Origin of the sequence: Streptomyces sp. NPDC059455, from assembly GCF_042750115.1 — a bacterium.
Lineage (GTDB): Bacteria > Actinomycetota > Actinomycetes > Streptomycetales > Streptomycetaceae > Streptomyces > Streptomyces endocoffeicus.
Window position 1 is genome coordinate 1 of record NZ_JBHYVB010000081.1, and the last position, 26,195, is coordinate 26,195.

Annotated in this window: 23 protein-coding genes, 1 tRNA gene and 1 pseudogene; 13 read left to right on the forward strand and 12 right to left on the reverse strand. The window is 71.4% G+C overall.

Going from position 1 to position 26,195, the window contains the following annotated elements; genetic code table 11:
• Positions 1-173: 173 nt before the first annotated feature.
• From crcB (ACFXB5_RS26505) to ACFXB5_RS26520, 4 genes are all read right to left on the reverse strand, one after another.
• Positions 174-548 carry a fluoride efflux transporter CrcB gene (gene crcB / locus ACFXB5_RS26505; protein WP_385212140.1) on the reverse strand — a complete coding sequence of 125 codons (375 nt, stop codon included), beginning with the start codon at positions 546-548 and terminating at the stop codon, positions 174-176.
• Entirely contained in the window at positions 545-880 is a 336-nt protein-coding gene (locus tag ACFXB5_RS26510; protein ID WP_385212142.1) for a DUF190 domain-containing protein, read from the reverse strand. Before ACFXB5_RS26510 ends, crcB (ACFXB5_RS26505) begins: the two co-directional genes overlap by 4 nt.
• Positions 877-1,395 (reverse strand): fluoride efflux transporter CrcB, encoded by a 519-nt coding sequence (gene crcB / locus ACFXB5_RS26515; protein WP_385212144.1) that lies wholly within the window; start codon positions 1,393-1,395, stop codon positions 877-879. The genes ACFXB5_RS26510 and crcB (ACFXB5_RS26515) overlap by 4 nt, the downstream gene beginning before the upstream one ends.
• A gap of 148 nt (positions 1,396-1,543) precedes the next feature.
• Entirely contained in the window at positions 1,544-2,650 is a 1,107-nt protein-coding gene (locus ACFXB5_RS26520) for a polyprenyl synthetase family protein (protein WP_385212146.1), read from the reverse strand.
• 172 nt (positions 2,651-2,822) lie between these two features.
• On the opposite strand from ACFXB5_RS26520, the gene ACFXB5_RS26525 reads away from it, so the two are divergent.
• Positions 2,823-3,041, forward strand: a complete 219-nt coding sequence (locus tag ACFXB5_RS26525) for an MbtH family protein (RefSeq protein WP_020871252.1) — start codon at positions 2,823-2,825, stop codon at positions 3,039-3,041.
• A 176-nt stretch (positions 3,042-3,217) separates the two neighbouring features.
• A complete protein-coding gene (locus tag ACFXB5_RS26530) occupies positions 3,218-4,207 on the forward strand; it encodes a zinc-binding alcohol dehydrogenase family protein (protein ID WP_385212196.1) in 990 nt (329 codons plus the stop codon).
• Positions 4,208-4,291: 84 nt separating this feature from the next.
• Here the strand turns inward: ACFXB5_RS26530 and ACFXB5_RS26535 are convergent, their stop codons facing one another.
• Both ACFXB5_RS26535 and ACFXB5_RS26540 read right to left on the reverse strand, forming a co-directional pair.
• On the reverse strand, positions 4,292-4,702 hold the full coding sequence (locus ACFXB5_RS26535; RefSeq protein WP_385212148.1) for a VOC family protein: 411 nt from the start codon (positions 4,700-4,702) through the stop codon (positions 4,292-4,294).
• Between the two features lie 234 nt (positions 4,703-4,936).
• A complete protein-coding gene (locus ACFXB5_RS26540; protein ID WP_385212150.1) occupies positions 4,937-5,359 on the reverse strand; it encodes a hypothetical protein in 423 nt (140 codons plus the stop codon).
• A 179-nt stretch (positions 5,360-5,538) separates the two neighbouring features.
• Between ACFXB5_RS26540 and ACFXB5_RS26545 the strand changes: the two genes are divergently transcribed.
• Positions 5,539-6,009 (forward strand): cation:proton antiporter regulatory subunit, encoded by a 471-nt coding sequence (locus ACFXB5_RS26545; RefSeq protein ID WP_385212151.1) that lies wholly within the window; start codon positions 5,539-5,541, stop codon positions 6,007-6,009.
• A 4-nt stretch (positions 6,010-6,013) separates the two neighbouring features.
• The gene (locus ACFXB5_RS26550; RefSeq protein WP_385212153.1) at positions 6,014-7,285 is read left to right on the forward strand and encodes a cation:proton antiporter; all 1,272 of its coding nucleotides are present in this window, start codon (positions 6,014-6,016) and stop codon (positions 7,283-7,285) included.
• Between the two features lie 76 nt (positions 7,286-7,361).
• Here ACFXB5_RS26550 and ACFXB5_RS26555 read toward each other — a convergent pair whose 3' ends face one another.
• Positions 7,362-8,378, reverse strand: coding sequence for a sporulation protein (locus tag ACFXB5_RS26555; protein WP_385212155.1), 1,017 nt, complete (start codon positions 8,376-8,378; stop codon positions 7,362-7,364).
• A 575-nt stretch (positions 8,379-8,953) separates the two neighbouring features.
• Between ACFXB5_RS26555 and ctaD the strand changes: the two genes are divergently transcribed.
• Positions 8,954-10,729, forward strand: coding sequence for a cytochrome c oxidase subunit I (gene ctaD / locus ACFXB5_RS26560; protein WP_385212157.1), 1,776 nt, complete (start codon positions 8,954-8,956; stop codon positions 10,727-10,729).
• Positions 10,730-10,988: 259 nt separating this feature from the next.
• Here ctaD and ACFXB5_RS26565 read toward each other — a convergent pair whose 3' ends face one another.
• Positions 10,989-11,330 carry a class I SAM-dependent methyltransferase gene (locus ACFXB5_RS26565; RefSeq protein WP_385212158.1) on the reverse strand — a complete coding sequence of 114 codons (342 nt, stop codon included), beginning with the start codon at positions 11,328-11,330 and terminating at the stop codon, positions 10,989-10,991.
• A 750-nt stretch (positions 11,331-12,080) separates the two neighbouring features.
• Positions 12,081-12,153: transfer RNA gene (locus ACFXB5_RS26570), tRNA-Arg, on the reverse strand.
• A 373-nt stretch (positions 12,154-12,526) separates the two neighbouring features.
• On the opposite strand from ACFXB5_RS26570, the gene ACFXB5_RS26575 reads away from it, so the two are divergent.
• The 7 genes and pseudogenes from ACFXB5_RS26575 (at position 12,527) to ACFXB5_RS26605 (ending at position 21,836) form a co-directional block, all read left to right on the forward strand.
• Complete coding sequence (locus tag ACFXB5_RS26575) at positions 12,527-14,137, forward strand: dynamin family protein (RefSeq protein ID WP_385212198.1); 1,611 nt, start codon at positions 12,527-12,529, stop codon at positions 14,135-14,137.
• A 6-nt stretch (positions 14,138-14,143) separates the two neighbouring features.
• Entirely contained in the window at positions 14,144-16,072 is a 1,929-nt protein-coding gene (locus ACFXB5_RS26580; RefSeq protein WP_385212160.1) for a GTPase, read from the forward strand.
• A gap of 300 nt (positions 16,073-16,372) precedes the next feature.
• Positions 16,373-16,864: a single-stranded DNA-binding protein gene (locus tag ACFXB5_RS26585; RefSeq protein WP_385212200.1), complete on the forward strand. Its 492-nt coding sequence runs from the start codon at positions 16,373-16,375 to the stop codon at positions 16,862-16,864.
• A gap of 217 nt (positions 16,865-17,081) precedes the next feature.
• Entirely contained in the window at positions 17,082-18,476 is a 1,395-nt protein-coding gene (locus ACFXB5_RS26590; protein ID WP_385212162.1) for a Cys-Gln thioester bond-forming surface protein, read from the forward strand.
• 303 nt (positions 18,477-18,779) lie between these two features.
• Positions 18,780-20,444, forward strand: coding sequence for an energy-dependent translational throttle protein EttA (ettA, locus tag ACFXB5_RS26595; protein ID WP_385212163.1), 1,665 nt, complete (start codon positions 18,780-18,782; stop codon positions 20,442-20,444).
• A gap of 4 nt (positions 20,445-20,448) precedes the next feature.
• A pseudogene (locus ACFXB5_RS26600) lies at positions 20,449-20,859 on the forward strand (acyl-CoA thioesterase); the annotation flags it as partial.
• Between the two features lie 119 nt (positions 20,860-20,978).
• The gene (locus ACFXB5_RS26605) at positions 20,979-21,836 is read left to right on the forward strand and encodes a hypothetical protein (RefSeq protein ID WP_385212165.1); all 858 of its coding nucleotides are present in this window, start codon (positions 20,979-20,981) and stop codon (positions 21,834-21,836) included.
• A 61-nt stretch (positions 21,837-21,897) separates the two neighbouring features.
• On the opposite strand, the gene ACFXB5_RS26610 is transcribed toward ACFXB5_RS26605, so the two are convergent.
• Positions 21,898-22,302: a globin gene (locus ACFXB5_RS26610; RefSeq protein ID WP_201849460.1), complete on the reverse strand. Its 405-nt coding sequence runs from the start codon at positions 22,300-22,302 to the stop codon at positions 21,898-21,900.
• 80 nt (positions 22,303-22,382) lie between these two features.
• On the opposite strand from ACFXB5_RS26610, the gene ACFXB5_RS26615 reads away from it, so the two are divergent.
• Entirely contained in the window at positions 22,383-23,546 is a 1,164-nt protein-coding gene (locus ACFXB5_RS26615) for a methyltransferase domain-containing protein (protein ID WP_385212166.1), read from the forward strand.
• On the opposite strand, the gene ACFXB5_RS26620 is transcribed toward ACFXB5_RS26615, so the two are convergent.
• Positions 23,527-24,729 (reverse strand): FHA domain-containing protein, encoded by a 1,203-nt coding sequence (locus tag ACFXB5_RS26620; protein ID WP_385212167.1) that lies wholly within the window; start codon positions 24,727-24,729, stop codon positions 23,527-23,529. The two genes, ACFXB5_RS26615 and ACFXB5_RS26620, sit on opposite strands and share 20 nt — an antisense overlap.
• Before the next feature lie 68 nt (positions 24,730-24,797).
• A complete protein-coding gene (locus tag ACFXB5_RS26625) occupies positions 24,798-26,195 on the reverse strand; it encodes a VWA domain-containing protein (RefSeq protein WP_385212168.1) in 1,398 nt (465 codons plus the stop codon).

A 26,195-nucleotide genomic window follows, 5' to 3' on the forward strand; every position in this document is an offset into this window, starting at 1 on the left:
CTGGGGGAGTTTGAGGAGCGGGGTCTGGGGCGGAGCTCCGCACGCGGCGGAGCCGCATATCGTCAGGTGCCGGGAAGGGGCGGGGAGGGGAACAGCCCGCCGCAGGCGCCACGACCCGCCGGACACCCCCTAGCGGGGCGGCGGCGCGCCGTAAGGCCGCCGGGGGTTGGTGATCAGCCCCAGACGGCGTGGGCCAGCCCCACACCCGCGAAGGCGGCGCCCACCCCGACCACCAGACTCACGCCCACATTCGCCACGGCGAACAGCCGGGCGCCCTCCTCGGCCAGCCGCAGGGTCTCGTACGAGAACGTCGAATACGTCGTCAGCGCCCCGCACAGCCCCGTGCCCAGCAGCAGTTGCAGCCGCTGGGACGCCGCCCCCTCCGCCGCCGCGCCGGTCAGCAGGCCCAGCACCAGACAGCCCACCACATTGACCAGGAACGTGCCCCAGGGGAACACCGAGTCGTGCCGTGTCTGCACCGCGCGGTCGGTCAGATAGCGCAGCGGGGCGCCGACCATCCCGCCCGCGATCACCAGCAGCCAGTTCACCGGGCCCGCCCCCGGGGGTGCACGATCTCGACCGGGTCGACCACCACGAGGCCGTCACCCACGATCTCCTCCAGCTCAGGCAGGAAGGACCGCACTCGCTCCTCCGTATCGATGATCACGATGGCCATGGGCAGATCCTCGCCGAGCGACAGCAGCCGCGAGGTGTGGATCAGGGACGAGGAGCCGTACCCCTCGACACCGCGGAACACGCTCGCGCCCGCGAGCCCCGCGCGGTGGGCGCGGTGCACGATCTCGGCGGACAGCGGTTTGCGGTGCCAGGTGTCGTTCTCGCCGATGAAGACGGTCAGTCGCAGCGCGGGCTCGCCGATCACCGGGCCGCCCTCCCGCCGGGGCCGCCGCGGTACCCGCCGCCGTACCCGCCGAGGACGCGCCGGGTCGCCGCCACGGCCGTCCATACGGCCGCCATCGCCACCATGAGCGTGCCCAGCAGATAGCCGAAGGCGATCGCGATACGGCCGTCCTGGATCAGCCGGGTGAAGTCCACGGCGTACGTCGAGAAGGTGGTGAAGCCGCCCAGCACACCGGTGCCGAAGAAGGGCCGCACCAGCCGGTGGGCCGTCCACATCTCGCTGATCAGCACCAGGAAGACGCCGATGATCGCGCAGCCGACGGCGTTGACCAGCAGGGTTGTCCAGGGGAAGGCGCTGGTCGGGGTCGGCCACAGCAGCGACGCGCCGTAGCGGGCCGTCGCCCCGAGCGCGCCGCCCACCGCCACCACACCCACCACGGGGCCCTGCCCTCGCCACGGGCTGTGCCGGGCGGGAAGGACCGGGCCGGTATCGGGGTCGATGGGCTCGTCCACCACATCTGACCGTGAGCTGCCCATACGGCTCAGATTACGTCGTGACGCGGACACCGGCCGACCGGGGCTGACGGAGGGGAGGGGAGGGGGCGGAGCGAGAGGTATGGACGCCTTACGGGCGCCGTATGGGCACGTTACGGGAGCTGTACGGGCGCCGTACGGAGGAAGCCCGTCAGTGATCCCGGCGCGCCACGAAGTCGCACAGCGCGTGCAGAACCCGGGTCGCCGGGCCGTCCGGCAGTCTGTTCGCCGCGGTCCGGGCGCGCAGCAGCCGGGCGTGCATCACCGTGCGCGCCTCCGCCAGCGCCCCGCAGCGGTGCAGCAGCGCGACGGCCCTCGGCAGCCCGGCGCCCTCCGGGCCCGCGGTGGCGGCGGTCAGCAGGGCGCGCAACTCACCCGCCTCCGGCCGCTCGTCGGACAGTGCCAGCAACACCGGGAGGCTGGCGACCCCGATCGCGAGATCCTTCCCCTGCTCCTTGCCGGAGACCTCGGAGGTGGAGGTGATGTCGAGGATGTCGTCGGATATCTGGAACGCGATGCCCAGATGTTCTCCGTATTCGGCGAGCGTCTGGACGACATGCTCCGGTGCGCCCGTCCGGACCGCGCCCAGTTGCAGGGCCATGGCGATGAGCGCGGCCGACTTCCCGGCCACCACGGTGAAGTAGTGGGAGAGCGGATCGTCGTCGTCCGAGGGGCCGACGAGTTCCCGTATCTGGCCCATGATCAGCCGATTGGTGACCTTGGACTGCAGCCGTATGGTCTCCGGGCCGAGTTCCGCCGCGAGCTGGGCCGCCTTCGACAGCAGCCAATTGCCCGCGAGGACGGCGGTGGTATTGCCCCAGCGGGCGTTGACGCTGGGGACTCCGCGCCGGGTACGGGCCTGGTCCATGACGTCGTCGTGGTAGAGCGAGGCGACATGCACCAGCTCGGCCAGGGCGGCGGCCTCCACGGCGGGGGATGGGTCGGCGCCGGCCGGGGCGGCGATGGCCGGGTCGGCGGTGGACAGGGCGGCGGCGGATGGGTCGGCGATGGCCGGGGCGCGCTCGCCGAACTCCGCGCCCACCAGCGCCAGGAGCGGGCGCAGCCGCTTGCCGCCGGGGCCGAAGAGATGTCCGGCGACTTCGGCGACACAAGGGTCCTGGGCCTCGGCGGCGAGAGCGCGCAGCCACTTCTCCGAGGCGTCCATTCCGCGTTCCAGCCGGGCCGTGAGCGCGGGGTCGCCGGTGGTGAGCTCCATGGCCATGGAGCCCCTGGGCTCGGTTCTGGCGGACGCGACCATGCCGCGGACCGTAGGCGAGAGGCGCCCCGGAACCCCGAATTCCGTCAGGAAGGTGCCATTTTCCGTATCCCCCAGGCTTTTCCCCAGACCCCGGGGAACCTCTCGGCGGGTGCCCGCCCCCTGCCGGTACCGTCAAGCTCGTCGACGCCGACCGTGAGCGAGGAGACCAGCGATGAGCAACCCCTTCGAGAACCCCGACGGCCGCTATCTCGTGCTCGTCAACGAGGAGGGGCAGCACTCGCTGTGGCCCGCCTTCGCCGAGGTCCCCGCGGGCTGGACGGTCGCCCACGGCGAGGACGACCGCCAGGCGTGCCTGGACTACGTCAATGAGCACTGGACCGATATGCGTCCCACGAGCCTGATCAACGCGATGGACGGCACTTCGGCCTGAGCAAGGCCATGGACGGCACCTCGGCCTGATCGGGTTCGCACGCGGTTGGCAGTTTCCGGTCGTATCTCTTCCCTTTTTGGCGCCGCATGGCCGTAACGCGTGCCTTACGGTCGCCACGGTGCTCACGGCGTTACGTTGGCGAGGTGACGGACGCGAACGTCGACCTTCCGGCGACCATGCGGGCATGGGTGGTCCCCGCCCCGGGCCGGATCGAACAGGTGGAGCTGCCGGTTCCGCGGCCGGCGGAGGACGAGCTGCTGGTCCGGGTCCGGGCCTGTGGCGTCTGCCGCACCGATCTGCATGTCCGCGACGGCGATCTGCCCCCGCACCGCAGCCCCGTCGTCCCCGGTCACGAGGCGGTCGGCGAGGTCGTCGCGGCGGGCTCGCGGGCGCATGGCCCCGGCCCCGGAATCCGGATCGGCGTCCCCTGGCTGCGGCGCACCTGCGGCCGCTGCCGCTACTGCCTCCGGCGCCAGGAGAACCTGTGCCCGTTCTCCGAGTACACCGGCTGGGACGCGGACGGCGGCTACGCCGAGTACGTCACCGTACCGGCGGCCTACGCCTATGAGCTGCCCTCCGGATACCGCGACGAGGAACTCGCCCCGCTGCTGTGCGCCGGGATCATCGGCTACCGCGCGCTGCGCCGGGCCGACCTCCCGCCGGGCGGCCGGCTCGGCATCTACGGCTTCGGCGGCTCGGCGCACCTCACCGCCCAGGTCGCCATCGCGCAGGGCGCCGTCGTCCATGTCCTGACCCGCTCAGCCGCCGCCCGCGCGCTCGCCCTGGACCTCGGCGCCGCCTCCGCGAAAGACGCCTACGACCGTCCGCCCGAGCCGCTCGACGCCGCCATCCTCTTCGCCCCGGTGGGCGAACTGGTCCCGGTCGCCCTGGAGTCCCTGGACGCGGGCGGCACGCTGAGCATCGCCGGTATCTATCTCACCGACATCCCGTCACTCGACTACGAGCGGCACCTCTTCCGAGAACGCACCGTCCGCAGCGTCACCGCCAACACCCGGGAGGACGGGCGTGAATTCCTCGCCGCGGCCGCCGAGAACCGCATCAGCGCCACGGTCACGCCGTACCCCTTCGACCGGGCCGACGCCGCCCTCGACGACCTCGCCGCCGACCGCGTCAACGGTGTGGCGGTCCTGACGATGCCGCACTAGCGCGATGGCCCTAGGCCTGGCCCTGGGCCTGGGCATGGGCATGGGTCTGGGGGCCTGGGCCTGGGCCTGGGAAACCTCGGTGCCTCAGGAATTCGACCAGCCGCGGCGGCACAGCACCAGGCGGTAGCCGTCCGGGTCCTCGATGGTGACGCCCCATTCGTTCCAGTACGGATTGGGGGAGGTGACGCGGGTGCCACCGTGCTGGATGAGGCGGTCCACCAGCTCCTCGGGGACCGGTTCGTCGAGGTAGATCACCAGCAGATCCTCCTCGGTCGGCCGGGGCTCCACGGGGTGGGCCGCCTCGTGGACGAGCTCCAGATGCCAGGAGGCGTCCGGTCGGCCCACCATCAGCAGATCGTGCTCCCCGGCCCGGTCACCGCCCTCGGCCCGGTACACCACGCTCAACCCCAGCCCCGCACACCAGAAGCGCTCCGCCGCCGCGAGGTCACGCGAGGGGCGGGCGATGCGGATGTGGCTCTGACCGTCGGCGGGCATGGGCGCCTCCTTCGTCGTGGGGGAACGCATCGAGTTCGTCGTGGGCGAACGCATCGACGGCACCGTGATCGCCGGGCCGCGCCCCGAGCCTAGGGACAGGCCCGCCCCCGGGGCATCGGCCGCTCGCCGGACCTCCCCACGGCCGTGGGACCTACGACCACGGACCGGCCACCTCACCCACGGACCGGCCACCTCACCCGTGGACCGGTCACGTCGCCTCGTGGGCCGGTCACCTCACTCCGGCGACCCCGGACGGCGGCCGAGCGGGCTGATGCGGCGGTATCCCGCCCTGGCGTTGACGATGCGGGCGAGCGCGGTGCCCGCGACGGCCGCCGCCAGGAGACAGGCGAGCCAGCGGGCGTCGCGGCCGCCCGCCCAGGAGAGGTGCCCCGCGGGCGGAATGGCGAAGCCGTTGAGGAACAGCCAGCACAGCCCCGCCGTACCGGGCGCCGCGACAAAGCGCGCGCACAGCCCCAGCAGGGCCGCCAGCAGCGAGAGCGCGACCAGGGCGAACATCGGGCGGCCGTGGCCGCCGAGGACGTTCAGCGTCGCCACCAGCACCAGCGCGCCCAGGGAGGCCCCGCCCCAGATGACGGGAGTGGCGACCGGATCGGGTACTGGCCTGATCCCGGTGCTGAGCCGCCTCCACTCGATCATGGGCACCACCCCTCCTCTGGGCACCATCCTGTTCGTAGATCGATGGTCGCCCCACCCATACGCGGTCGGCATCGTCCCATCGCACCCTCGCACACCTGCCGTCATTACCAATTCTTTGCCATTCGTTAGGGTGGCACAAGAATCGAGCGACGAGAGGGATGACTGTGGGCGCTCCGCGCATGAGCAGTACGCCATTGCCCGGCATCGGGGTTCGCTACGACCTGACGACACGAGAGAGCAGGCGGCTTTCGGTCATCGCACATCGCGACGGCGGACGGACGCTGAGTGCGTACCGGAAGGAGGATCCCGATGAGTGTGCCCTGTCCACCAGGCTGACCCCAGGGGAAGCGGAGGCGCTCGTCGGGGTTCTGATGTCACGTCATCACAGCCCGAATCTGCTGTCCACCACCGAGCTGGGGCTGGTGGCCGAGCGGATCGAGCTGTCGTCCACGTCGTACTGGAACGGGAGGGTGCTGGGCGAGACGCGGATGCGGACGGAGACCGGCGTCTCGATCGTGGCCGTGCTGCGCAGGGCGGAGGCGATCCCCTCCCCGACCCCCGACTTCCGGCTGGCCGGCGGGGACGAGCTGATCGTGATCGGCACCCGCGAGGGTGTGGAGACGGCCGCGGCGATACTTGGGCGGGAGTGAGCCCATGCATTCGTCTGCCGTCTTTCTGATCGAGTTCGGTGCGGTCATCCTGGGCCTCGGGCTGCTGGGGCGGCTCGCCGGGCGGCTCCAGTTCTCCCCGATCCCGCTGTATCTGCTGGCCGGACTGGCCTTCGGCGAGGGTGGGCTGCTGCCGCTGGGAGCGAGCGAGGAGTTCGTCGCGACCGGCGCCGAGATCGGCGTCATCCTGCTGTTGCTGATGCTCGGGCTGGAGTACACCGCCAGCGACCTGGTCAGCAATCTCAAGACCCAGTACCGGGCCGGGCTCGTCGACGCGGTGCTCAACGCCCTGCCCGGCGCCGTCATGGCCCTGCTGCTGGGGTGGGGGCCGGTGGCCGCCGTGGTGCTGGCCGGCGTCACCTGGATCTCCTCCTCCGGCGTCATCGCCAAGGTGCTCGGCGATCTGGGCCGGCTCGGCAACCGCGAGACCCCGGTGATCCTCAGCATCCTCGTCCTCGAGGACCTGGCGATGGCCGTCTATCTGCCGATCGTCACCGCCCTGCTGGCCGGTGCGGGCCTGGCGGCGGGCAGCGTCACCCTGGCCATCGCCCTCGGCGCGGCCGGTCTGGTGCTGTTCCTGGCCGTCCGCTACGGACGGCACATCTCCCGCTTCGTCTCCAGCGACGACCCCGAGAAGCTGCTGCTGGTGGTGCTCGGGCTGACGCTGCTGGTGGCGGGGATCGCCCAGCAACTCCAGGTGTCGGCGGCCGTCGGCGCGTTCCTGGTGGGCATCGCCCTGTCCGGGGAGGTCGCCGAGGGTACGCACCATCTGCTCAGCCCGCTGCGGGATCTGTTCGCCGCCGTGTTCTTCGTCTTCTTCGGCTTGCACACGGATCCGGCCAGCGTTCCCCCGGTGCTGCTGCCCGCCATGACGCTGGCCGTCCTCACCGCCGGTACGAAGATCGCCACCGGCTACTGGGCGGCGCGGCGGGCCGGGATCTCGGCCCGGGGCCGCTGGCGGGCGGGCGGCACGCTGGTGGCCCGGGGCGAGTTCTCGATCGTCATCGCGGGGCTCGCCGTCACGGCTGGTATCGAACCGTCGCTCGGCCCACTGGCCACGGCGTACGTCCTGATCCTGGTCGTCCTGGGCCCGCTCACCGCCCGCTGGACCGAGCCCGTCGCCCGGCGGGTCACGGCCCGGCTGGCGGCGCGCCGCCAGCCCGCTGGCGCCGCGGCGTTCGAGGGCGGGGGCGATGGTGCGGCGGATGAGCCGCGAGAGGCGGTGGACGACCCGGACGCGGTGGGGCGCCGCTCATAGCCGTTCGTCGGTGCGTACTCGGTTCGTACAGGGAGGGCCGCGGGAAGATCCGCGGCCCTCCGCGTCGCTCCACGGCTCAGCCCCGGTCCTCCTTCTCGGACCCCGAGCCCTCTAAGTCTTGTGTGCCCCCTAGGACCTCTAGGCCCTCTAGATCCCCTAGGCCCTCTAGATTCTCTAAGTCGTCTAAGCCCGCTAAGTTCCCTAACGCGTCGCCGAGCCCGGCCGGAACCATGTCGCCGCCCACGGCTCCGCCCCCCGCCGCCGTACCGGCCGCGATACCCGCGACGCCCGCGACGCCCGCACCGGTGCGGCCATCGCGGGCGGTATGCGTCGCGCGGGATTCGATGAGCGCCCGGATCCAGGAGTCGACCTCACCGGTCCAGTCGCGCCGCTCGAGGCCCTCATGGCGCACGGTGTGGCGGCCCTGGGTGCCAGAGCGCCCGCCGCGCTTGTCGGCCTCCAGGACGACTTCCATGCCGTCGGGCCCGGTGAGAAGGGTCAGCGCGATCTCGTTCACGTCGTGGAGGTACTGAGGCGCCGGGGTGAGCTCGATCTCCTGGTGGAAGGGGAGCCGCTGCCCGGTGCCCGCGATATGGGCGAGCCGCAGGTCGGCGGCGACGAGGCCGAAGCCGAGCCGCCCCAGCGCCCCCAGCACGGCCTCCTGGACCGGCAGCGGGCGCACGATCAGCGGCTCCGGATCGCCGTGGTCCTTCGCGCCCGCCGCCGCGAGTTCGGCCCGGACGCCCAGGACGACATCCAGCGGCTGCCCGGACACCTCGGTGAGCGGCGTTTCCCACGGTATGTGAATGGTGAACGGAATGTCTCTGTGCTCTCTCGCGTCGAGCCGGAACCCGCCGCCGAGCCGGAGGCGGTCGAAGACCACACCGCTCTGGTGCTCCTCGCCGCCGTACCCGGCCTCGACCCCGGCGACCAGCTCCAGCGCGAGGTGCTCGAGAACGCAGGCGTCGCCTCCGCCCCGGAGCCGCACATGCCCCCGCACCACCCCACCGGGGCGCACCGGCTCCCGGTCCAGGATCGTGTCCATGACGGGCCCGTCGGCCCCGAGCGAGCCGAGCACGCGTTTGAACACCATCGCGGCGTTCACTCCTTCACTGTCACTGTGATCGTTCTCTGTTCAGTGTGTGGGGGCGTTCGTTCTGAGTTCCGTGGGGGTGGAACGAACGAGAAGGTAAAGGGATTCCCATGTGCGGGTCCTGGGGCGGCAAAACCGGCCAGGGGTGGTCGGTCCCGGCGGCCGCCGATGTGCCCGATGGTCCGGCTCGGTGTTCATTCGCTCACGGAGAGCTATCTGAATGGGCCCTCCGGCCATGGGTAACTCGGATCGGGCCCGCGAAGTCCGGTGCGACTCATCCCACCGGTGCGACTCATCCCAGAGAACGGGAGAAACCGATGTCACGTGTGCGACGGGTGAGATCGGCGCTGCTGAGCGCCGTGGCAATCGTCGTGAGCGCGGGAATCCGGCGATGGCGGCGCAGACCGGCCCGCGAGCCGCACCCAGGACGCCGGTGAATGACCCGGCCGCTACGGCGAGTCGGGTCCGAATAGCCATTCCGCTTCGGGTAATGGTGGGCGAATCGATACAACGAATTCGTCGGCCGGTGCCGCCGGCCGCCCACCCATGCAGACGGCCGAGGAGCGGACACGGACATGGCGACGACAACCAAGCCCGAATTTGAAGCTCCCGCCGAACCCACCAAACTCGGCAGAATCGTGGTCGACTGGCTCACCACCACGGACCACAAGAAAATCGGACACCTGTACTTGGTGACCGCGTTCGGTTTCTTTCTGATCGGCGGGCTTCTGGCCATGGTCATGCGGGCCGAACTCGCCCGGCCCGGACTTCAATTGATCAGCCCTGAGCAGTACAACCAGGCTTTCACCCTGCACGGCACGCTGATGCTGCTGTTCTTCGCCACGCCGGTCTTCGCCGGATTCGCCAACGAGATCATGCCGCTCCAGATCGGCGCCCCGGATGTCGCCTTCCCTCGGCTGAACATGTTCTCGTACTGGCTCTTCCTCTTCGGCGGGCTGATCGTGATCGGCGGTCTGCTCACCCCCGGCGGCGCGGCGGACTTCGGCTGGACGGCCTATACCCCGCTCAGCAGCAAGGCGCGGACCCCGGGCGTGGGCGGCGACATGTGGGTGATGGGTCTTGCCCTCTCCGGCTTCGGGACGATCCTGGGCGCCGTCAACTTCATCACGACCGTCGTGTGCATGCGCGCCCCGGGAATGACGATGTTCCGGCTGCCCATCTTCACCTGGAACATCCTCTTCACCTCGATCCTGGTGCTGCTCGCCTTTCCCATCCTGGCGGCCGCCCTGCTGGTACTGGAGGCGGATCGCAGATTCGGCGCGGTCGTCTTCGAGGGGGCCAACGGCGGTCCGGTGCTGTGGCAGCACCTCTTCTGGTTCTTCGGCCATCCCGAGGTCTACATCATCGCCCTGCCGTTCTTCGGCATCATCACCGAAATCATCCCGGTGTTCTCCCGCAAGGTGGTCTTCGGCTATATGGGTCTGGTGGGCGCCACCATCGGCATCACCGGCCTCTCCGCGACGGTGTGGGCCCACCACATGTTCGCCACCGGAGCGGTACTCCTGCCGTTCTTCTCCTTTATGACGTTCCTCATCGCGGTGCCGACCGGGGTGAAGTTCTTCAACTGGGTCGGCACCATGTGGCGTGGCTCCCTCTCCTTCGAGACGCCGATGCTGTGGGCCATCGGCTTCCTGGTCACCTTCCTCTTCGGCGGGCTGACCGGGGTGATCCTGGCCTCGCCTCCGCTGGATTTCGAGGTCCACGACAGCTATTTCGTCGTCGCCCACTTCCACTACGTGGTCTTCGGCACGGTGGTCTACGCGATGTTCGCCGGATTCTATTTCTGGTGGCCCAAGTTCACCGGCAGGATGCTCGACGAACGCCTCGGCAAGATCCACTTCTGGACCCTGTTCATCGGCTTCCACGCCACCTTCCTGGTCCACCACTGGCTCGGCGTCATCGGCATGCCGCGTCGCTATGTCGACTATCTGGCCGCCGACGGCTTCACCACGCTGAACACGGTCTCCACCATCGGATCGTTCCTCCTCGGCCTGTCCACGCTGCCGTTCATCTACAACGTGTGGAAAACCGGGAAGTACGGGAAGCGGGTCGAACTCGACGACCCCTGGGGATGGGGCCGCTCCCTGGAATGGGCCACCTCCTGCCCCCCGCCCCGGCACAATTTCCTCACCCTGCCGAAGATCCGCTCCGAATCCCCCGCCTTCGACCTCCACCACCCCGAGGTCGCCCCCCACGAGGTCCCCATCACCGACCGACCGCCCCTCTCCGAGGCCATGGGCGCCCCGATTGACCTCGGCACCAAGGACGACCGCACCGGCGGCGGGCCGGGCCCCGAAACGGGCGACGAAACCGAAGGCCGCGAGGACTGACCCTCGTCTCCGGCACACGGGATGGGGCCCACGGACACCTCGGTGCCGCAGACCCTCCGCCGGAGAAGTGCATCGACCCGCTGCCCAGGCCGATGACGGCCGCCCCGGATTCTTCCCGCTATCCGGGCGCCGACCACTACGAGACCACGATGCGGCAGGGCTCATGGCGCTTCCACCGGGATCGCGGACCGGCGAGCGTTTCTGGCGGCTGAGGTTCGACGTTCCCAGGGACGTACTGCCCCAACTCCAACTGCCGTTCTCACGCCTCCGGGGCCACCAGCTCGGCCAGCCGTCGCATGGCATCGACGCGCTCCCGCTCGTCCAGACGCATCCACACCGCGGAGAGCAGCATGAAGTCGAAGGGCCCGCGGAGGCCGCTGAGAGAGGGAAGTGCGTCGTCGATCCAGTCGATCGCCGCATCCGCGTGGAGGCGCTGCCCGATCCGCCGCAGCTCCGGCGTGGGCTCTACGGCCACCACCTGATGTCCACGGGCAGCCAGCGCGGCAGCGTCGCGGCCGCTGCCGGCACCAATGTCAACAACCCTGCTCGGAGCGGGCGGCAACCACGGCAGGAACTCCTCGTGCACGACTTCGAAGGCCACCCCCTCGTACCGACGGGCAAGCCCCTCGGCATCCTCCCCGTAGCCCGCGGCACTGGGCGTTCCCGACTGCGTCCCCCTGCACCCTCCTCATCCAAGCCAGACCGGTCCGTCGCTCACCTGCACGCTAGGCCATCCGTTTCCCCGTCATGACCTCGTACGACACCTGCTCTTGGGCGGGCGGCCGGGAACCCGCCTGGTGGCACCGTCCCTGCGGCGGCTCGCGCCTGCCTGGCGAGGGCGATTAAGGATCGGCGGGGAGAGCTGCAACTCCACGCGGCACAGCCCCGGGTAGGGGAGCAGCTGACGAAGCAGCCGGGCCTGCGCCTGCAAGACCGGTTCCAGAAGTCGCCTCAGCCGATCGCGCCGGTCAAAAAGCGGCGTGCGTGTCCCTCTTCTCGACCTCCCGACGATCCTTCCATCCGCCTCGCTTGGGCGGGAACGCGTTCCGTGCTTAGTACGGTTTCGGAGCCTCTGGCCAGTACTTCGTCAGCCACGTGGGTCGACTCTGGGAAGCGACACCCTCGCGGTGGAGGTGCGGCCCCGGGTCTGGGTCTGGCGGAGCTCGGTATGGCCGATGCTCGATCTGCCTCGCCCCGTGGTCACCCGCAGACTCCCGGTGATAGCCGCACACGGCCGGTCCTGCTTCCCCTTTTGGGGACGCGGGACCGGCTTCTGTGTGTCTGGGGCCATATGTGCTCCGAACGGCGAGAAGACCCTCTCCGCTACGTGCGTAGAGGAGAGGGTCCAGTGCGCCCCCGGCAGGACTCGAACCTGCGGCCAAGCGCTTAGAAGGCGCCTGCTCTATCCACTGAGCTACGGGGGCCGGTGGTGGTCATGGAGCGGGTGAGCCCCCGGGGCCGACGGGGCGGCCGTGGTGCGGGTGGCCGGGCTCGACGGACCGTGACCTTGCCGGGACAAGGATAGGGCTCCTTGCACCTCGCCCCGGTTGCTTCACCTCCGTGGCACGTTGTGGAGGTTCGGTGAAGCGGTCTGATAATCGCAGGCAGGTCCGAAACTCGCATCGTTTTTCACGCCTCAAGGAACGGGTGTTGTGTACTCGTTATGCCCGCGCCCCTGTCGTCACGTCTGCCTCGTGCTCCTTTTGGGGTGATCCGGGTGGGTCTCTTTGACGCGCACGAGTGAGCATACGCTTCAAAAAGACACTAAAAGCGGGCATTCTTCACCACGTGGCGATCTTGGACGTACGGCCCCGGCTGCTCGACGCGCTGACCTCACTGCGTGACCGTGTCGACGCCGCCCGGTTTCCGCTCCCCCTTCCCGGCGCCGACCGCGCTCGCCGTAGCCGCGCCGAGCTGCTCGCTCAACTGGACGACTACCTCGTGCCCCGGTTGCGCGCCCCCGAAGCGCCCCTCCTGGCGGTAATCGGGGGATCCACGGGCGCGGGCAAGTCCACCCTCGTCAATTCGCTGGTCGGCCGACGAGTCACCGAGGCCGGTGTGTTGCGGCCCACAACGCGTACGCCGGTGCTGGTGTGCCACCCGGACGACCACCCCTGGTTCGCCGGGCAGCGGGTGCTGCCGCGGCTCACCCGGGTGTGGGTGCCGGCGCAGGGGGAGCGGGCGGAGAGCGCGTACGACGAGGAGGGGAGGGCGCAGGAGGGGCCGGCGGCGCTGCGGGTGGAGACCGACCCGGGGCTGGCGCGGGGGCTCGCCCTGCTCGACGCGCCCGACATCGACTCGCTGGTCGCGCGGAACCGCGATCTGGCCGCGGAACTGATCTGCGCCGCCGACGTTTGGGTGCTCGTCACCACCGCCACCCGCTACGGCGACGCCGTCCCCTGGCATCTGCTGCGGACCGCCAAGGAGTACGACGTCACCCTCGTCACCGTCCTCGACCGGGTGCCGCACCAGCTGGCCGCCGAGGTCTCCCGGCAGTACGCCGGGCTCCTTACGGCGGCCGGGCTCGGCGATGTCCCGCGCTTCACCATCCCCGAGCTCCCCGAATCCGCGGGCGGCGGCAGTGGGCTGCTCCCGGCCACTGCCGTCGCCGCTCTGCGGGCCTGGCTCACCCAGCACGCACAGGATCCGTACGCCCGTACCGTCGCCGCCGCCCGTACGGCCGCCGGGACGCTTGCCTCGCTGCGCGCCCGGATGCCCGCGCTGGCCGGGGCCGCGGCGGCGCAGCACGCGGCCGCGGTGCGGCTGATCCAGTGGGTCGAGGGCGCGTACGGGGAAGCCGGGGAGCGGGTGCGGCGTGAGATCGCGCAGGGGGCCGCGCTCGCGGGCGGTGCGCTCACCCACTGGCACGGCCTGCCGCACGGCAGCGCCCCCGATGAGCTCCTTACGGCTCTCACCGACTCCCTGGCCACCCTGCTGCGCAGCGCGGCCGCCACTGCCGACGATCGGCTCGCGGAGGCCGGGAGGCAGGACCCGGCCGCGCGGGCCGGGCTCGCGCCCTGCGACGCGCGGGGCGCCGCCGAGCGGATCGGCGTGGCCGTACGGCACTGGCGGCGCTGCGCTGAGGAGCTGGCCGAGGAGGAGGCCCGGGCCCGGATCGCCGAATGCGGGGGCAGCTGCGTGCCCGAGGAGATCGCCGCACTGCTCGCCGCGTCCCTCCTGGGCGGACGCCGCGCCCGTAAGGCGGGCGAGAAGCTCGCCGAGACCCTGGGCGCGCATGCGGCACTGCGCCTGGGCGACCGTGGCGGACGGCTGCTCGACGGCTGTGTCACCCGCGCCATGCGGGCGGAGCGCGACCGCAGGCTCGCCCCTCTGGACGCCCTGGACATGTCACCGGAACACCAGGTCGAGCTGATCGCCGCGCTGTCCGTACTGCAGAAGGAGAGGTGACCGCAGGTGATGGCCACGGAGGGCAACGGCGGCAACGAAGGCGGCGGAGGCGGCGGGGGAGACCGGGCGGTGGGCGGCCGCCACACCTGGGACGACGGCCTGATCGCCCGTCGCGCGTACCGCCGGGCCGCCGGGCGGGCCGCGGGCCGCCCGGCCCGTGCGATGGACCAGGGGACGGCGGAGGAGGCCGCACCGGACATCCCCGGCGCCGTGGCGGACTACTTCCCGGGGGAGGAGACCGGGCGACGGTCCTTCGGAGGCCCTCCGTACGCCGTCTACCAGGCCGGCGTCCGCAGCTTCGCCACGGGCACCCTGCGGCCCCGTCTGGAGGCCCTGCGCCAGCTCGTCGGGCTGTCCCGGTCCCGGCTCGAGGGGCGCACGCTCGCCGGGGCCGCGCGAGTGCTCGACGAGGCGGACGCGCGGGGACGGCATCCTTACGGGCACACCGTGGTCGCCGTCGCCGGGGCCACCGGAAGCGGTAAGTCGACACTGTTCAACGCTCTCGCCGGAGCCCCCCTTTCCGAGACCGGCATCCGGCGCCCCACCACCGCCACGCCCCTCGCCTGCGCGTGGACCGATCACGCCGACGGCCTGCTGGACCGGCTCGGAATCCCGGCGGTGGACCGGCGCAACCCGGGCTATCCATACGACCCCGCGCTGCGCGGCCTGGTCCTGCTCGACCTGCCCGACCACGACTCGGCCGCCCCGGGCCACCGGGAACGGGTGGACCGGTTGCTGGGTCTCGTGGACGCGGTGGTGTGGGTGGTGGACCCCGAGAAGTACGCGGACGCGGTCCTCCACGAGCGCTATCTGCGGCCACTCGCCGGATACGCCGAGGTGACCTTCGTCGTGCTCAACCAGGTGGACCGGCTCCCCGGCGAGGCCGCGGACCAGGTGCTGGACGATCTGCGGCGACTGCTGGACGAGGACGGGCTCGCGCTCGGGGAGCACGGGGAGCCGGGGGCGGCCGTGCTCGCGCTGTCGGCGCTGACCGGCGAGGGCGTCGGGGAGCTGCGGGAGATGCTCGCGCGGCTCACGGCCGAGTGCGGGGCGGCCGAGCGCCGGCTGTCGGCGGACGTGGACGGCACGATGACACGGCTGCGGCCGCAGTATGTGGCGGACAGCGGGCCGGCCGGGCTCACCGAGCGGGCGCGGGCGGAGTTCGAGGACCGGCTGGCCGAGGCGGCGGGCGCGGGCGCGGCCGGGAAGGCGGCCGAACGCGCCTGGCTGAGAGACGCGGAGTGGGCGTGCGGAACGCCTTGGGGGCGGCTGCGGGGGAGGAAGGGCCGCGCCTCAGGGGGCTTTCGGGGCGGCTCTCGAGGCGGCTCTCGGGGCTCGCGAGCCCCCGGAGCCGGGGAGTGGACGGGGATCCCGGGCGCGCGGGCGCGAACCGTGGCGGTGGAGGCGGTCACGGCGCGCCCCGCGGTGGAGGAGGCCGTGCGGACGCTCGGGGACGAGGCGACGGCCGGGCTGCCCGGGCCATGGGCCCAGGCCGTCCGGGAGGCGGCGGGGTGGGGCGGCAGAGGGCTGGCGGAGGCGGTCGACGAGGCGGTGGCGGCCGAGACGGCGCACCGACGGCCGGTCCGGCCCGTGTGGTGGTCGCTGGTGGCGGCGGCTCAGGTGACCGTGCTGCTGGTGCAAGTGACGGGGGTGCTGTGGCTGTTGGGCGCCATGGCCGGGGTGTCCGGCGGACCGGAGTGGTGGATGCCGGCGCTGCTGGTGATGGGCGGCGCGGCGGTCGGACCGACGCTGGCGTGGGGCTCCCGGGCGGCCGCGCGGGGGCCCGCCCGGCGCCACGGCCGGTCGGTGGAGGGCCGCCTGCGGGAGGCGGCGGCCGAGTGCGGGCGCAGGCGGGTGCTGGCGCCGGTGGAGACGGAGCTGGCGCGGTACGGGGAGGTGCGGGCGCAGTACGTGGTCGCGGCGGGCGGAGCGTGACGGGCTGGCTCGGAGTGTCGGCTGGGGGCCGGGGGACGAGGGCCGGGGCGTGACGGGCTCGGCGCGATGGGAGGGGCCGATGGCCGGGAGCCCACGGCCGGGAGCCCACGGCCGGGAGCCCATGGACGGGTCGTGACGGGTGGTCACTCGTCCGGGTGGCGGAGTTATCCACATTCGCGGGGTCGTGCACAGGCCCCGGCGGGGTTTCGTGATGCCGGGCAGCATGGTCCACGAACGGCATGGCAGAGCCGCGAAGTGATGGGGGAGGCATAGCCGGTGAACGAGAGCTGGGTGACCGTGGTGGGGAATGCCGCGACGCGGCCGGACTTCTGGGAGACGGCGGCGGGTGTCGCGGTGGCCCGGTTCCGGCTGGCGGCGACGGTGCGCCGCTGGGACCGGGGGCGGGACGCGTGGGCGGACGCGTACACGAGTTTCTACACGGTCTGGACGTGGCGGTCGCTCGCCGCGAATGTCGCCGGGTCGGTATCGCTCGGTGAACCCCTCGTCGTCCATGGGACGTTGCGGGTGCGGGAGCGCGAATGGGACCGGGACCGGGAGAGGGACCGACCGCTTCAGGGAGAAGGGGAAGGGGGAGGAGGGGGAGGCCTGGCCGCGCCTCCGGCCCCGGGCGGGGATTCCGGTGGCGGGGCACATCAGCCCAGGCGCTGGGTCACCGCGGAGATCGACGCGGTGGCGGTCGGACACGATCTCACGCGGGGTACATCCGCATTTCGTCGGGTTTCGCAGGCCAAACCGCTGCTAAACACACCGACCGGGGCAACTTCCCCGTGAGCGGCCGCGACTGCGGGAGATTTGTCGATAATCCCAGGTCATATGGGATCTGGGGATTAGATAACGATTCCGATTCGGATCGGTTGGGTCTAGGTATTCCCGGGGAACGTTCGGTTCCTTTCTCCCTAGGATCCGTGCGTGCCCAACGGGGGTTCCTGAGTTTTGAGTTCGCTGGCGAGGCGCACCAACTGACTGGCGCTCGCCCGGAGGGGAAACCATGATTTCTGTAAGGAGGCGGGGCGCTGCCCGCCTTGCGGCCGCCGTTCTGGCGTCCGGTCTGGTCGCGGCGGGCGCGATAGTCACCGCCGGTACCGCCGCCGCCGATGACGCGCCCCCGAGCCAGGGCGGCGCGACCGCCACGCTGGGCGGTCTCAAGACGTTCGACAAGGCCATCATTCACGACAACGGCAAGGATCAGCAGGTCGGCGCCGGTCTCTTCGAGATGTCGGTCGACAATGGCGGTTCCATCCAGACGTACTGCATTGATCTGCACAACCCGACGCAGAGCAAGGCGAAGTACGAGGAGAAGTCCTGGGCCGAGACGTCCCTGGCGAACAACCCCAACGCGGGCAAGATCAACTGGGTTCTGCAGAACTCCTACCCGCAGGTGAACGACCTCGGCGCGCTGGCGAAGACGGCGGGCACCGGTCCCCTCACCGAGAAGACCGCCGCCGCGGGGACGCAGGTCGCCATCTGGCGCTTCTCCGACAACGCGAAGGTGGACGCGGCCGACCCGCAGGCCGAGAAGCTGGCCGACTACCTGGAGAAGAGCGCGCAGAACCTCCAGGAGCCCAAGGCGTCGCTGAGCCTGGACCCGCCGGCCGTCTCCGGCAAGGCCGGTGAGCGGCTCGGCCCGGTCAAGGTCCACACCAACGCCGACAGCGTCACCCTGGCCCCGGGCACCGAGTCCGCGGGCGGCGTCAAGCTCGTCGACAAGAGCGGCAAGACCCTCACCAGCGCCACCGACGGCGGCGAGGTGTACTTCGACGTCCCGGAGGGCGCGGCGGACGGCTCCGCCACGCTGACCGCCCAGGCGGCCACCAAGGTTCCGGTGGGCCGTGCGTTCGCCAGTGCCACCAAGAGCCAGACGCAGATCCTGGCCGGCTCCAGCGAGAGCACCGTCTCCGCCACCGCCACCGCGAGCTGGGCGAAGAAGGGCGCGGTCCCGGCGGTCTCCGCCGAGAAGGACTGTGCCAAGGGCGGCGTGGACATCACGGCCACCAACAAGGGCGACGAGGCGTTCAGCTTCGAGCTGCTGGGCCAGAAGTACACCGTCGAGGCAGGTCAGTCGAAGACCGTCACCGCCCCGGTGAAGGAGGACCAGAGCTACAAGTTCACCATCTCCGGTCCGAACGGCTTCGAGAAGACCTTCTCCGGCGTTCTCGACTGCAAGACCTCCAGCAGCGGCGGCAGCAGCGACACCCCCTCCTCGCAGCCGAGCCCCGCGTCGGCCGGTGGCAGCACCGGTGGTGACACCTCCGGTGGCGACCTCGCCGAGACCGGTAGCAGCAGCAACACCCCGATGATCGCGGGCATCGCCGTGGCGCTGGTCGTGGCCGGCGGCGGCGCGATCTTCTTCGTTCGCAAGAAGAAGGCGACCGCGGGTGAGTGAACGCCAGGGCGGCGACGCCAGGGCAGCAGTGATCGCTGAGTGAAGCGACGGTCACCGGATGTGGTGACCATCGAAGAACGCGGTGATGGAGGGCCGGAGCCTCGTGGAGGCTCCGGCCCTTCGCGTCACCGGGGGACGGCGAATGCCGGGCCCATGCCGCACGCCGGACCAAACGGGTTTCCGCCTTGGGCGGCGCGTACGGCAAGATGGCTGTATCTGCCCTCACGCGGTGGAGCCGCCACGGATAAGGACCCCGCAGCGGAGCCGCACCTCGATACCTACCAGATTGCCGGACGGTTTCTCTTGGCTGAGTTCATCTACACCATGCGCAAGACGCGCAAGGCGCACGGCGACAAGGTGATCCTCGACGATGTCACGCTGAGCTTTCTGCCCGGCGCGAAAATCGGCGTCGTAGGCCCCAACGGCGCAGGTAAGTCGACGGTGCTGAAGATCATGGCCGGCTTGGAGCAGCCGTCCAATGGTGATGCCTTCCTCTCACCCGGCTACAGCGTCGGCATCCTGCTCCAGGAGCCCCCGCTGGACGAGTCCAAGACCGTGCTGGAGAACGTCCAGGACGGCGTGGCGGTCACCAAGGGCAAGCTGGACCGCTTCAACGAGATCGCCGAGCAGATGGCGACCGACTACAGCGACGAGCTGCTGGAGGAGATGGGCAAGCTCCAGGAGGACCTGGACCACTCAGGCGCCTGGGACCTGGACGCCCAGCTCGAGCAGGCCATGGACGCCCTCGGCTGCCCGCCCGGCGACTGGCCGGTCACCACCCTCTCCGGTGGCGAGAAGCGCCGCGTCGCGCTCTGCAAGCTGCTGCTGGAGGCCCCCGACCTGCTGCTGCTGGACGAGCCCACCAACCACCTGGACGCCGAGTCCGTCAACTGGCTGGAGCAGCACCTCGCCAAGTACGCGGGCACCGTCGTGGCCATCACCCACGACCGGTACTTCCTGGACAACGTCGCCGAGTGGATCCTGGAGCTCGACCGCGGCCGCGCCATCGGCTACGAGGGCAACTACTCCACCTACCTGGAGAAGAAGCAGGCCCGTCTGAAGGTCGAGGGCCAGAAGGACGCCAAGCGCGCCAAGCGCCTCAAGGAGGAGCTGGACTGGGTCCGCTCCAACGCCAAGGGCCGCCAGGCCAAGTCCCGGGCCCGGCTGACCCGTTACGAGGAGATGGCCGCCGAGGCCGAGAAGACCCGGAAGCTGGACTTCGAGGAGATCCAGATCCCGCCGGGCCCGCGTCTGGGCAGTGTCGTGGTCGAGGTGGAGAACCTCTCCAAGGCGTTCGGCGAGAAGGTCCTGATCGACGACCTCTCCTTCACCCTCCCGCGTAACGGCATCGTCGGTGTCATCGGCCCCAACGGCGCCGGTAAGACCACGCTCTTCAAGATGATCCAGGGCCTGGAGACCGCCGACGCGGGCAGGATCAAGGTCGGCGAGACCGTCAAGATCTCGTACGTCGACCAGAGCCGCGCCAACATCGACCCCAAGAAGACGCTGTGGGCGGTCGTCTCCGACGAGCTCGACTACATCAACGTCGGCCAGGTCGAGATGCCGTCCCGCGCCTATGTCTCCGCGTTCGGCTTCAAGGGCCCGGACCAGCAGAAGCCGGCCGGGGTGCTCTCGGGCGGTGAGCGCAACCGCCTCAACCTCGCGCTCACCCTCAAGCAGGGCGGCAACCTGCTGCTCCTCGACGAGCCCACCAACGACCTCGACGTGGAGACCCTCTCCTCGCTGGAGAACGCGCTGCTCGACTTCCCCGGCTGCGCCGTGGTCGTCTCCCACGACCGCTGGTTCCTCGACCGCGTCGCCACGCACATCCTGGCGTACGAGGGCGAATCCAAGTGGTTCTGGTTCGAGGGCAACTTCGAGTCGTACGAGAAGAACAAGGTCGAGCGGCTCGGCTCGGACGCGGCCCGTCCGCACCGTGCCACCTACAAGAAGCTGACCCGGGGCTGAGTGGATGGCACGCCATATCTACCCCTGTCCCCTGCGCTGGTCCGACATGGACGCGTTCGGCCACGTCAACAACGTGACCTTCCTCCGCTATCTGGAGGAGGCCCGGGTCGACTTCATGTGGCGGCTGGCGCCGGGGAACGGGAGTGACGCGTTCACCGGCGGCGTGGTCGTGGCCCGGCACGAGATCGACTATCTGAGGCCCCTGGTCCACCGGCACCGTCCGGTGACGATCGAGACCTGGGTGACGGAGATCAAGGCCGCGTATCTCACCCTGCGCTATGAGATCAAGGATGAGGACGCCCTGTATGTGCGTGCCGCCACCCGCATCGTGCCCTACGACCTCGACCAGGGCCGCCCGCGCCGGGTCACCCCGGAAGAGGAGAGGTTCCTGACCGAGTACCTGGAGCCGGACCCGGTGAAGAAGGGCGCCGCCAAGAAGGCGTCCAAGGCGTCCAAGGTGTCCGAGGCGCCTGCGGAGCCCGCCGGATCCGCCGATGGCGCCGAACGGGCGGAGGCGGAGGGGGCCGTCTCGGCATGACGGCCTCCAGTCAGGAGCTCCACTTCGCCGATGCCGGGGAGGCGGCCGATCTCGCCGCCTTCCTGGCCCGGCTGATCCACTATGACCGGGCGGCGGCGGTGCGGCTGCAGGCGGGCGGCGGTGTGCTCGCCGTCTTCGGCCGGCCGCCGTCCTTCGAGGTCCTCGCGATCCGTACGGCGCGGCTCGAGGCGGTCGTCAGCACCGAGCCCGCATCGGACGCGCCGCATACGTCGGCCGGGGCGGCGGGCGGGCCGGGCGCCCTGGATACGACGGTCTCGGCGGGCGAGTTCGCGGACGCGCTGGACACGGCACGGGCCGCGCGGAACGCCGACGGGGCCGGGGGCCGTGACCGGGGCGACCGGGGCCTGGCGGTCACCGTGCCGCAGGCCGTCACCGGCCCGCCATGGGCCGGGGTGCTGCCGCCTCGCGGCGGTTGGCGCCGGGTGAACGGGCTGCCCGGCGTGAACGAGGTGCGCGGGGTGGTCGCCGCCGCCGTCGCCGAGTTCCGGGCCCGTGACGCGGCGCTCCCCGAGGAGCGCCGTACGCGCGCCGAGCGCGACCGCATCGGCCATGAGATCTGGTCCCGCACGCTCGGCGACACCGGGCTTCCGCTGCGCGCCGTGCACGCCGCCCAGTCGCTGGGCTTCCTGCGCCAGGTCCGGGCGCTCGCCGCTCCGTCCGGCCTCGAGGTTCTCCCCAGTGTCGCCGCGGCCGGGCTCGGCTCCATGGCCGAGCCCCTGGTGCTGCTCGCCGCGGGCGGCTGGCTGCGGCTGCGCACGCCGCACGGCTCGATCGCGGTGCGTACGCAGGGCCTGTCCGGCGGCCTGTCCGGGCTGTCCGTCACGCCCGCCTGAGCCCGCTGGTCAGCCCGCGGGGTCAGCCCGGCGGGCCAGCCCTCCAGGTCGACCCGGCGGGTCAGCCCTCCGTGTTGATCATGGAGGCGGCGGCATAGGTGAGGTAGTGCCACAGCTGGCGCTCGAGCTCCGGGGCCAGCTCCAGCTCGTCCACCGCGTCGCGCATATGGCGCAGCCAGGCGTCATGGGCGGCGCGGTTCACGGTGAAGGGGGCGTGGCGCATGCGGAGCCGGGGATGGCCGCGGTTGTCGCTGTAGGTGCGGGGGCCGCCCCAGTACTGCATCAGGAAGAGTGCGAGTCGCTCCTCGGCCGGTCCCAGGTCCTCCTCGGGGTACATCGGCCGGAGCACCGGGTCCTCCGCGACCCCCTGGTAGAAGCGGTGGACCAGACGCCGGAAGGTCTGCTCGCCACCGACCTGCTCGTAGAAGGTCTGCTCCTGAAGTGTGCCTCGCGGAATCTCTTTCACGCCTCCATGCTCTCAGACGCCCCCGTCTGGAAAAGGGGGCGTGGGTCGCGGCCGGGGGCCGGGCGCAGGAGAGTGGAGTCATGGGCAGCACGGGCGGGAGCACACGCAGTGCGCCGGACGCCGCGGAGCGTGTGGCGCGGCGGAAGCCTGCGGGCCGGGAGGCCGATGGGTGCGCCGAGGAGGCCGCGGCGCTGCGGGCCGGGCTGGTCCGGCAGATCGTGGCGGGTGGCGGACTCACCGACCCCGCCTGGCGGGCGGCCTTCGAGGAGGTGCCGCGCCATCTCTTCGTGCCCTACTACTACGAGGCGGGGGACGCGGCCGCGGCGGCCGTACCGCCGGGCTCCAAGACAGCGGGGGCGGCAGGAACGGGAGAGGTGGGCGCGGCGCACGGGACGGTCGGCTACGCCCGGCTGTGGCGCGACGACCCCCATCCGCTGCGCCGGGCCCGCTGGCTGGCCGGCGCCTACGCGGACGCCCCGCTCGCCACGCGGGTGCGCGACGGTGAACTGATCACCTCAAGCAGCCAGCCGTCGCTGATGGCGCGGATGCTCCAGGCGCTCCAGGTGCGGGACGGGGACCGGGTGCTGGAGATCGGCGCGGGCACCGGCTACAACGCCGCGCTGCTGGCCCATCGGCTCGGCGACTCCCGCGTCACCACCCTCGATCTCGACCCGGAGATCAGCGAGGCGGCCCGTAACCATCTGGCCGCGGCCGGATTCCGCCCCGCGGTCGTCACCGGGGACGGGGCGCGCGGCTGTCCGCTGCACGCTCCCTACGACCGGATCATCGCCACCTGCGCCGTGGCGTCCATCCCGTCCGCATGGCTCGGCCAGTGCCGGCCGGACGCGCTGATCCTGACGCCGCTCGCGACCGGGCTGATCGCCCTGAGGGTCGCCGACGCCCGCCATGCCGAGGGGCACTTCCTGGCCATCCCCGCGTACTTCGTCCCGCTGCGCGGCAGCGGTCCGCCGCCTCGGGTGCCCACCCACGGGCTGCCGTCCCGGCCGCTGCTGGACGACTCCTTCCGCTTCCTGCTGAACGTGGCCGCGGGCCATATGGAGCCGGTCGAAGCCCTCGCGCTGTGGGAGCACGAGGGCAGGCCGGGGCGGGAGCGTTACGGGGTGACGGTGCGGGGCGAGCGCCAATGGGCCTGGCTGGACGACCCGGAGGGCGCCTACGGCTGGCCGCTGGGCCCTCCCGGCCGACTTGAGCCCTTCCGGGGTCTCAGCCCCGGCGCACCGTGATCGTCGTCCAGGCGCCGACGTGGACGCGGTCGCCGTCCCGGAGCGGGACCGGTACGAACGGCTGAATCGGCTCGTCGCCGCCGTTGACCGTCGTGCCGTTCGTCGAGTCCTGGTCGACGACCGCCCAGACGCCGTCGGGCTGCTGGACGAGGAGCGCGTGCTGGTGCGAGACGCCCGGGTCCTCGGGCGGCCGCCCGAGGTCGATGTCGGGAGCCTCACCGGTGCTGTGGCGGCGCCGGCCGATGGTGATCTGCTGGCCGTTGAGCGGCAGCTGCTGCTCGGGGGAGTAGGCCGGGAGGTTCAGCCCGGCGGCCTCCGGGCCGCTGCGGTTCATCATCGCCATGAAGTACTCACGGTCCGGGGCGACGACGGCTATCCAGTTCCCGGGCGCCTGCACCGGGGCCCCGCCCTGGCCGAACTGGGCGCCGCCGGGGTGCTGCTGCTGCGGAGCGCCGGGGTGCTGCTGCGGAGCACCCGGGTGTTGCTGCTGGGGCGGCTGGTGCCCCGGCATCTGCTGCTGGGGCGGCGGGGCGTACCCCTCGTTCCCGTACGGCTGGGCCGGGGGCGCCTCGTTCCCGTACGGCTGGGCCGGCGGGGCCGGGGCCTGGGGGTAGCCATAGCCGTACTGCGGGGCCTGGGGCGCGCCGTGGCCCGGGGCGCCCTGCTGCGGGGCGCCGTGCGGGGGCGTGCCCTGGTGCGGTGCGCCCCCCTGCGGCGGCGGAAGCGTCCAGTCGCTGTCGCCGCCGAAGCCGGAGGGCTGACCGCCGCCCTGTGTCGGGTGCGGGCCCTGCGGTCCTCCGGGGCCGGGCTGTGGCGGCCCCGGCTGCTGCGGCGGCGCGTAACCGCCCTGCGGCGGGCCGTACGGAGACGGGGTGTGCGTCTGGAAGTTGAAGCGGCACTCCTCACAGAACGGGGCCTGCGCCTCACGTGGCGTACGGCACTGCGGGCACAGCTCCTGCTGCTGTGCCGGATAGCCGTAGCCGCCCGCGCCGCCGGGCGGCGGTGGGCCGCCCGGCCCTGGACTCCCGTAGCCACCCGGTGGCACGGGAACACCGGGGCCGTTCGGCATGGGCGGAGGTGGCGGGACGGCGCCGGAGGGCATGGGTGTCCCCGACATCCGGTGCCCACACACCTCGCACCAGTCGTCGGCCGCCGATTGGTGGCCGTTGGGACAGGTCGGCATGTCGGATCCCCCTCTGTGGCGTTCTTGGCGTTTCTGCCGAGAAGAGCTACGTGAGTGCTGGTTATGTGCTACTTCTTGACGCGAACTGTCTTGGTGGAGCGCGTTTCGAGTGTCATCTCGTCCGCCTCCGCGACCTTCGCCTTCAGTCGCACAGTACCTGCCGCCACATCGAGCACGTCCACCACCTTCGCAAGCAGTTTCGCCGTGTCTTCGTTCCCCGATGCGGCCGCCAGTTGCACGGCACGCCCCAACTTCGCGGTCGCTTGTTCGGCATCGCCGGACTTGCGGGCATTCATGCCCTGTTTAATGGCCTGTGCCAGTTCGGCCTGGCCCGTATAGTGCGCCACCTGCGGATTCATCGCGGTGGAAACGACCAGATCATCGGTCCACACCGCGCGCACCAGCCCCTGCGCCAGAGGTCTTGGCGGGCTGCCGACCCCGTCGGGCACCGGCTGGACCAGGGAAATCCTGGCCGCGAGCATCTCCTGGCCGACCTCCGCCGCCGGAACCCGCACACAGAGGTGGTAGTCGCGGGACTCATCGCCCCAGGACCCGGTGGGGTAGTCGCCCGCGCGCGGACCGGCCTCGGTGCGCCGGGCGGTCAGATCCTCGACTGTCGGTGCGACCTGTTTCACATACGCGACCTCGGCGCCCTTGGGGGTCCACAGCCGGAGGCTGACGTCGGCGACCTCCTTGCCCATCGCCGTCTCCATCATCCGCGTGAAGTCCGCTTCGAGCCCGGCGGGGTCGGCCACGATGTCCGCCGTTCCGAGTAGGGCGGCGGCGATCCCGGTGACCTCCTCGACCTCCCAGTCCGTGCCCACCCCGCGGGCGTCGCAGGTGAAGCGGCCCGCGCAGGCGTCGAGCACGGTCCTCAGCCGCTGCGGCTCCTCGTGCTCGTTCCGCCCGTCGGTGAGCAGAATGCCGTGCCGTATCGCGGCATCGGCGGAGCCGAGCAGCAGGTCGGCCTGGAGCAGCCAGGTGCCGATCGCGGTGCCGCCGCCCGGACTCAGGCTCCGCAGCGCCTCCTTGGCCTGGGCGCGGGTGAGCGGATCGGCGATGGCCAACTGCCCGTTGCCGGGGAAGACCTCGACCGCCTTGTGGGTGCCCGCCACCACGGAGAAGGCCACACCGTCGCGCACCGTGTCGATCGCGGCGGCGGTCGCGTCCCGTGCGTGGCGCATCTTCGTCGGCGGATAGTCCATGGAGCCGGAGCAGTCCACCATGATCACCACGGCCGCGCGGGGCGAGCCGCCGCCGGGGCCGGACGCGCTGTCGTACGCGCCGGGAGCGTCCTCGTACCCACCGTGGGCGGGGACGGGTATCGGCGGCACTGCCGTGGCCCCGCCGCCGGCCGAGGTGACGGTGATGATCGCGTTCACCTCGCGACCTCCCTCGGGGAGGTACTCGTTCTGGTAGACCTCGACCGAGAACCGCGGCGCATCGGGTGTGGAGAAGTGGGCCAT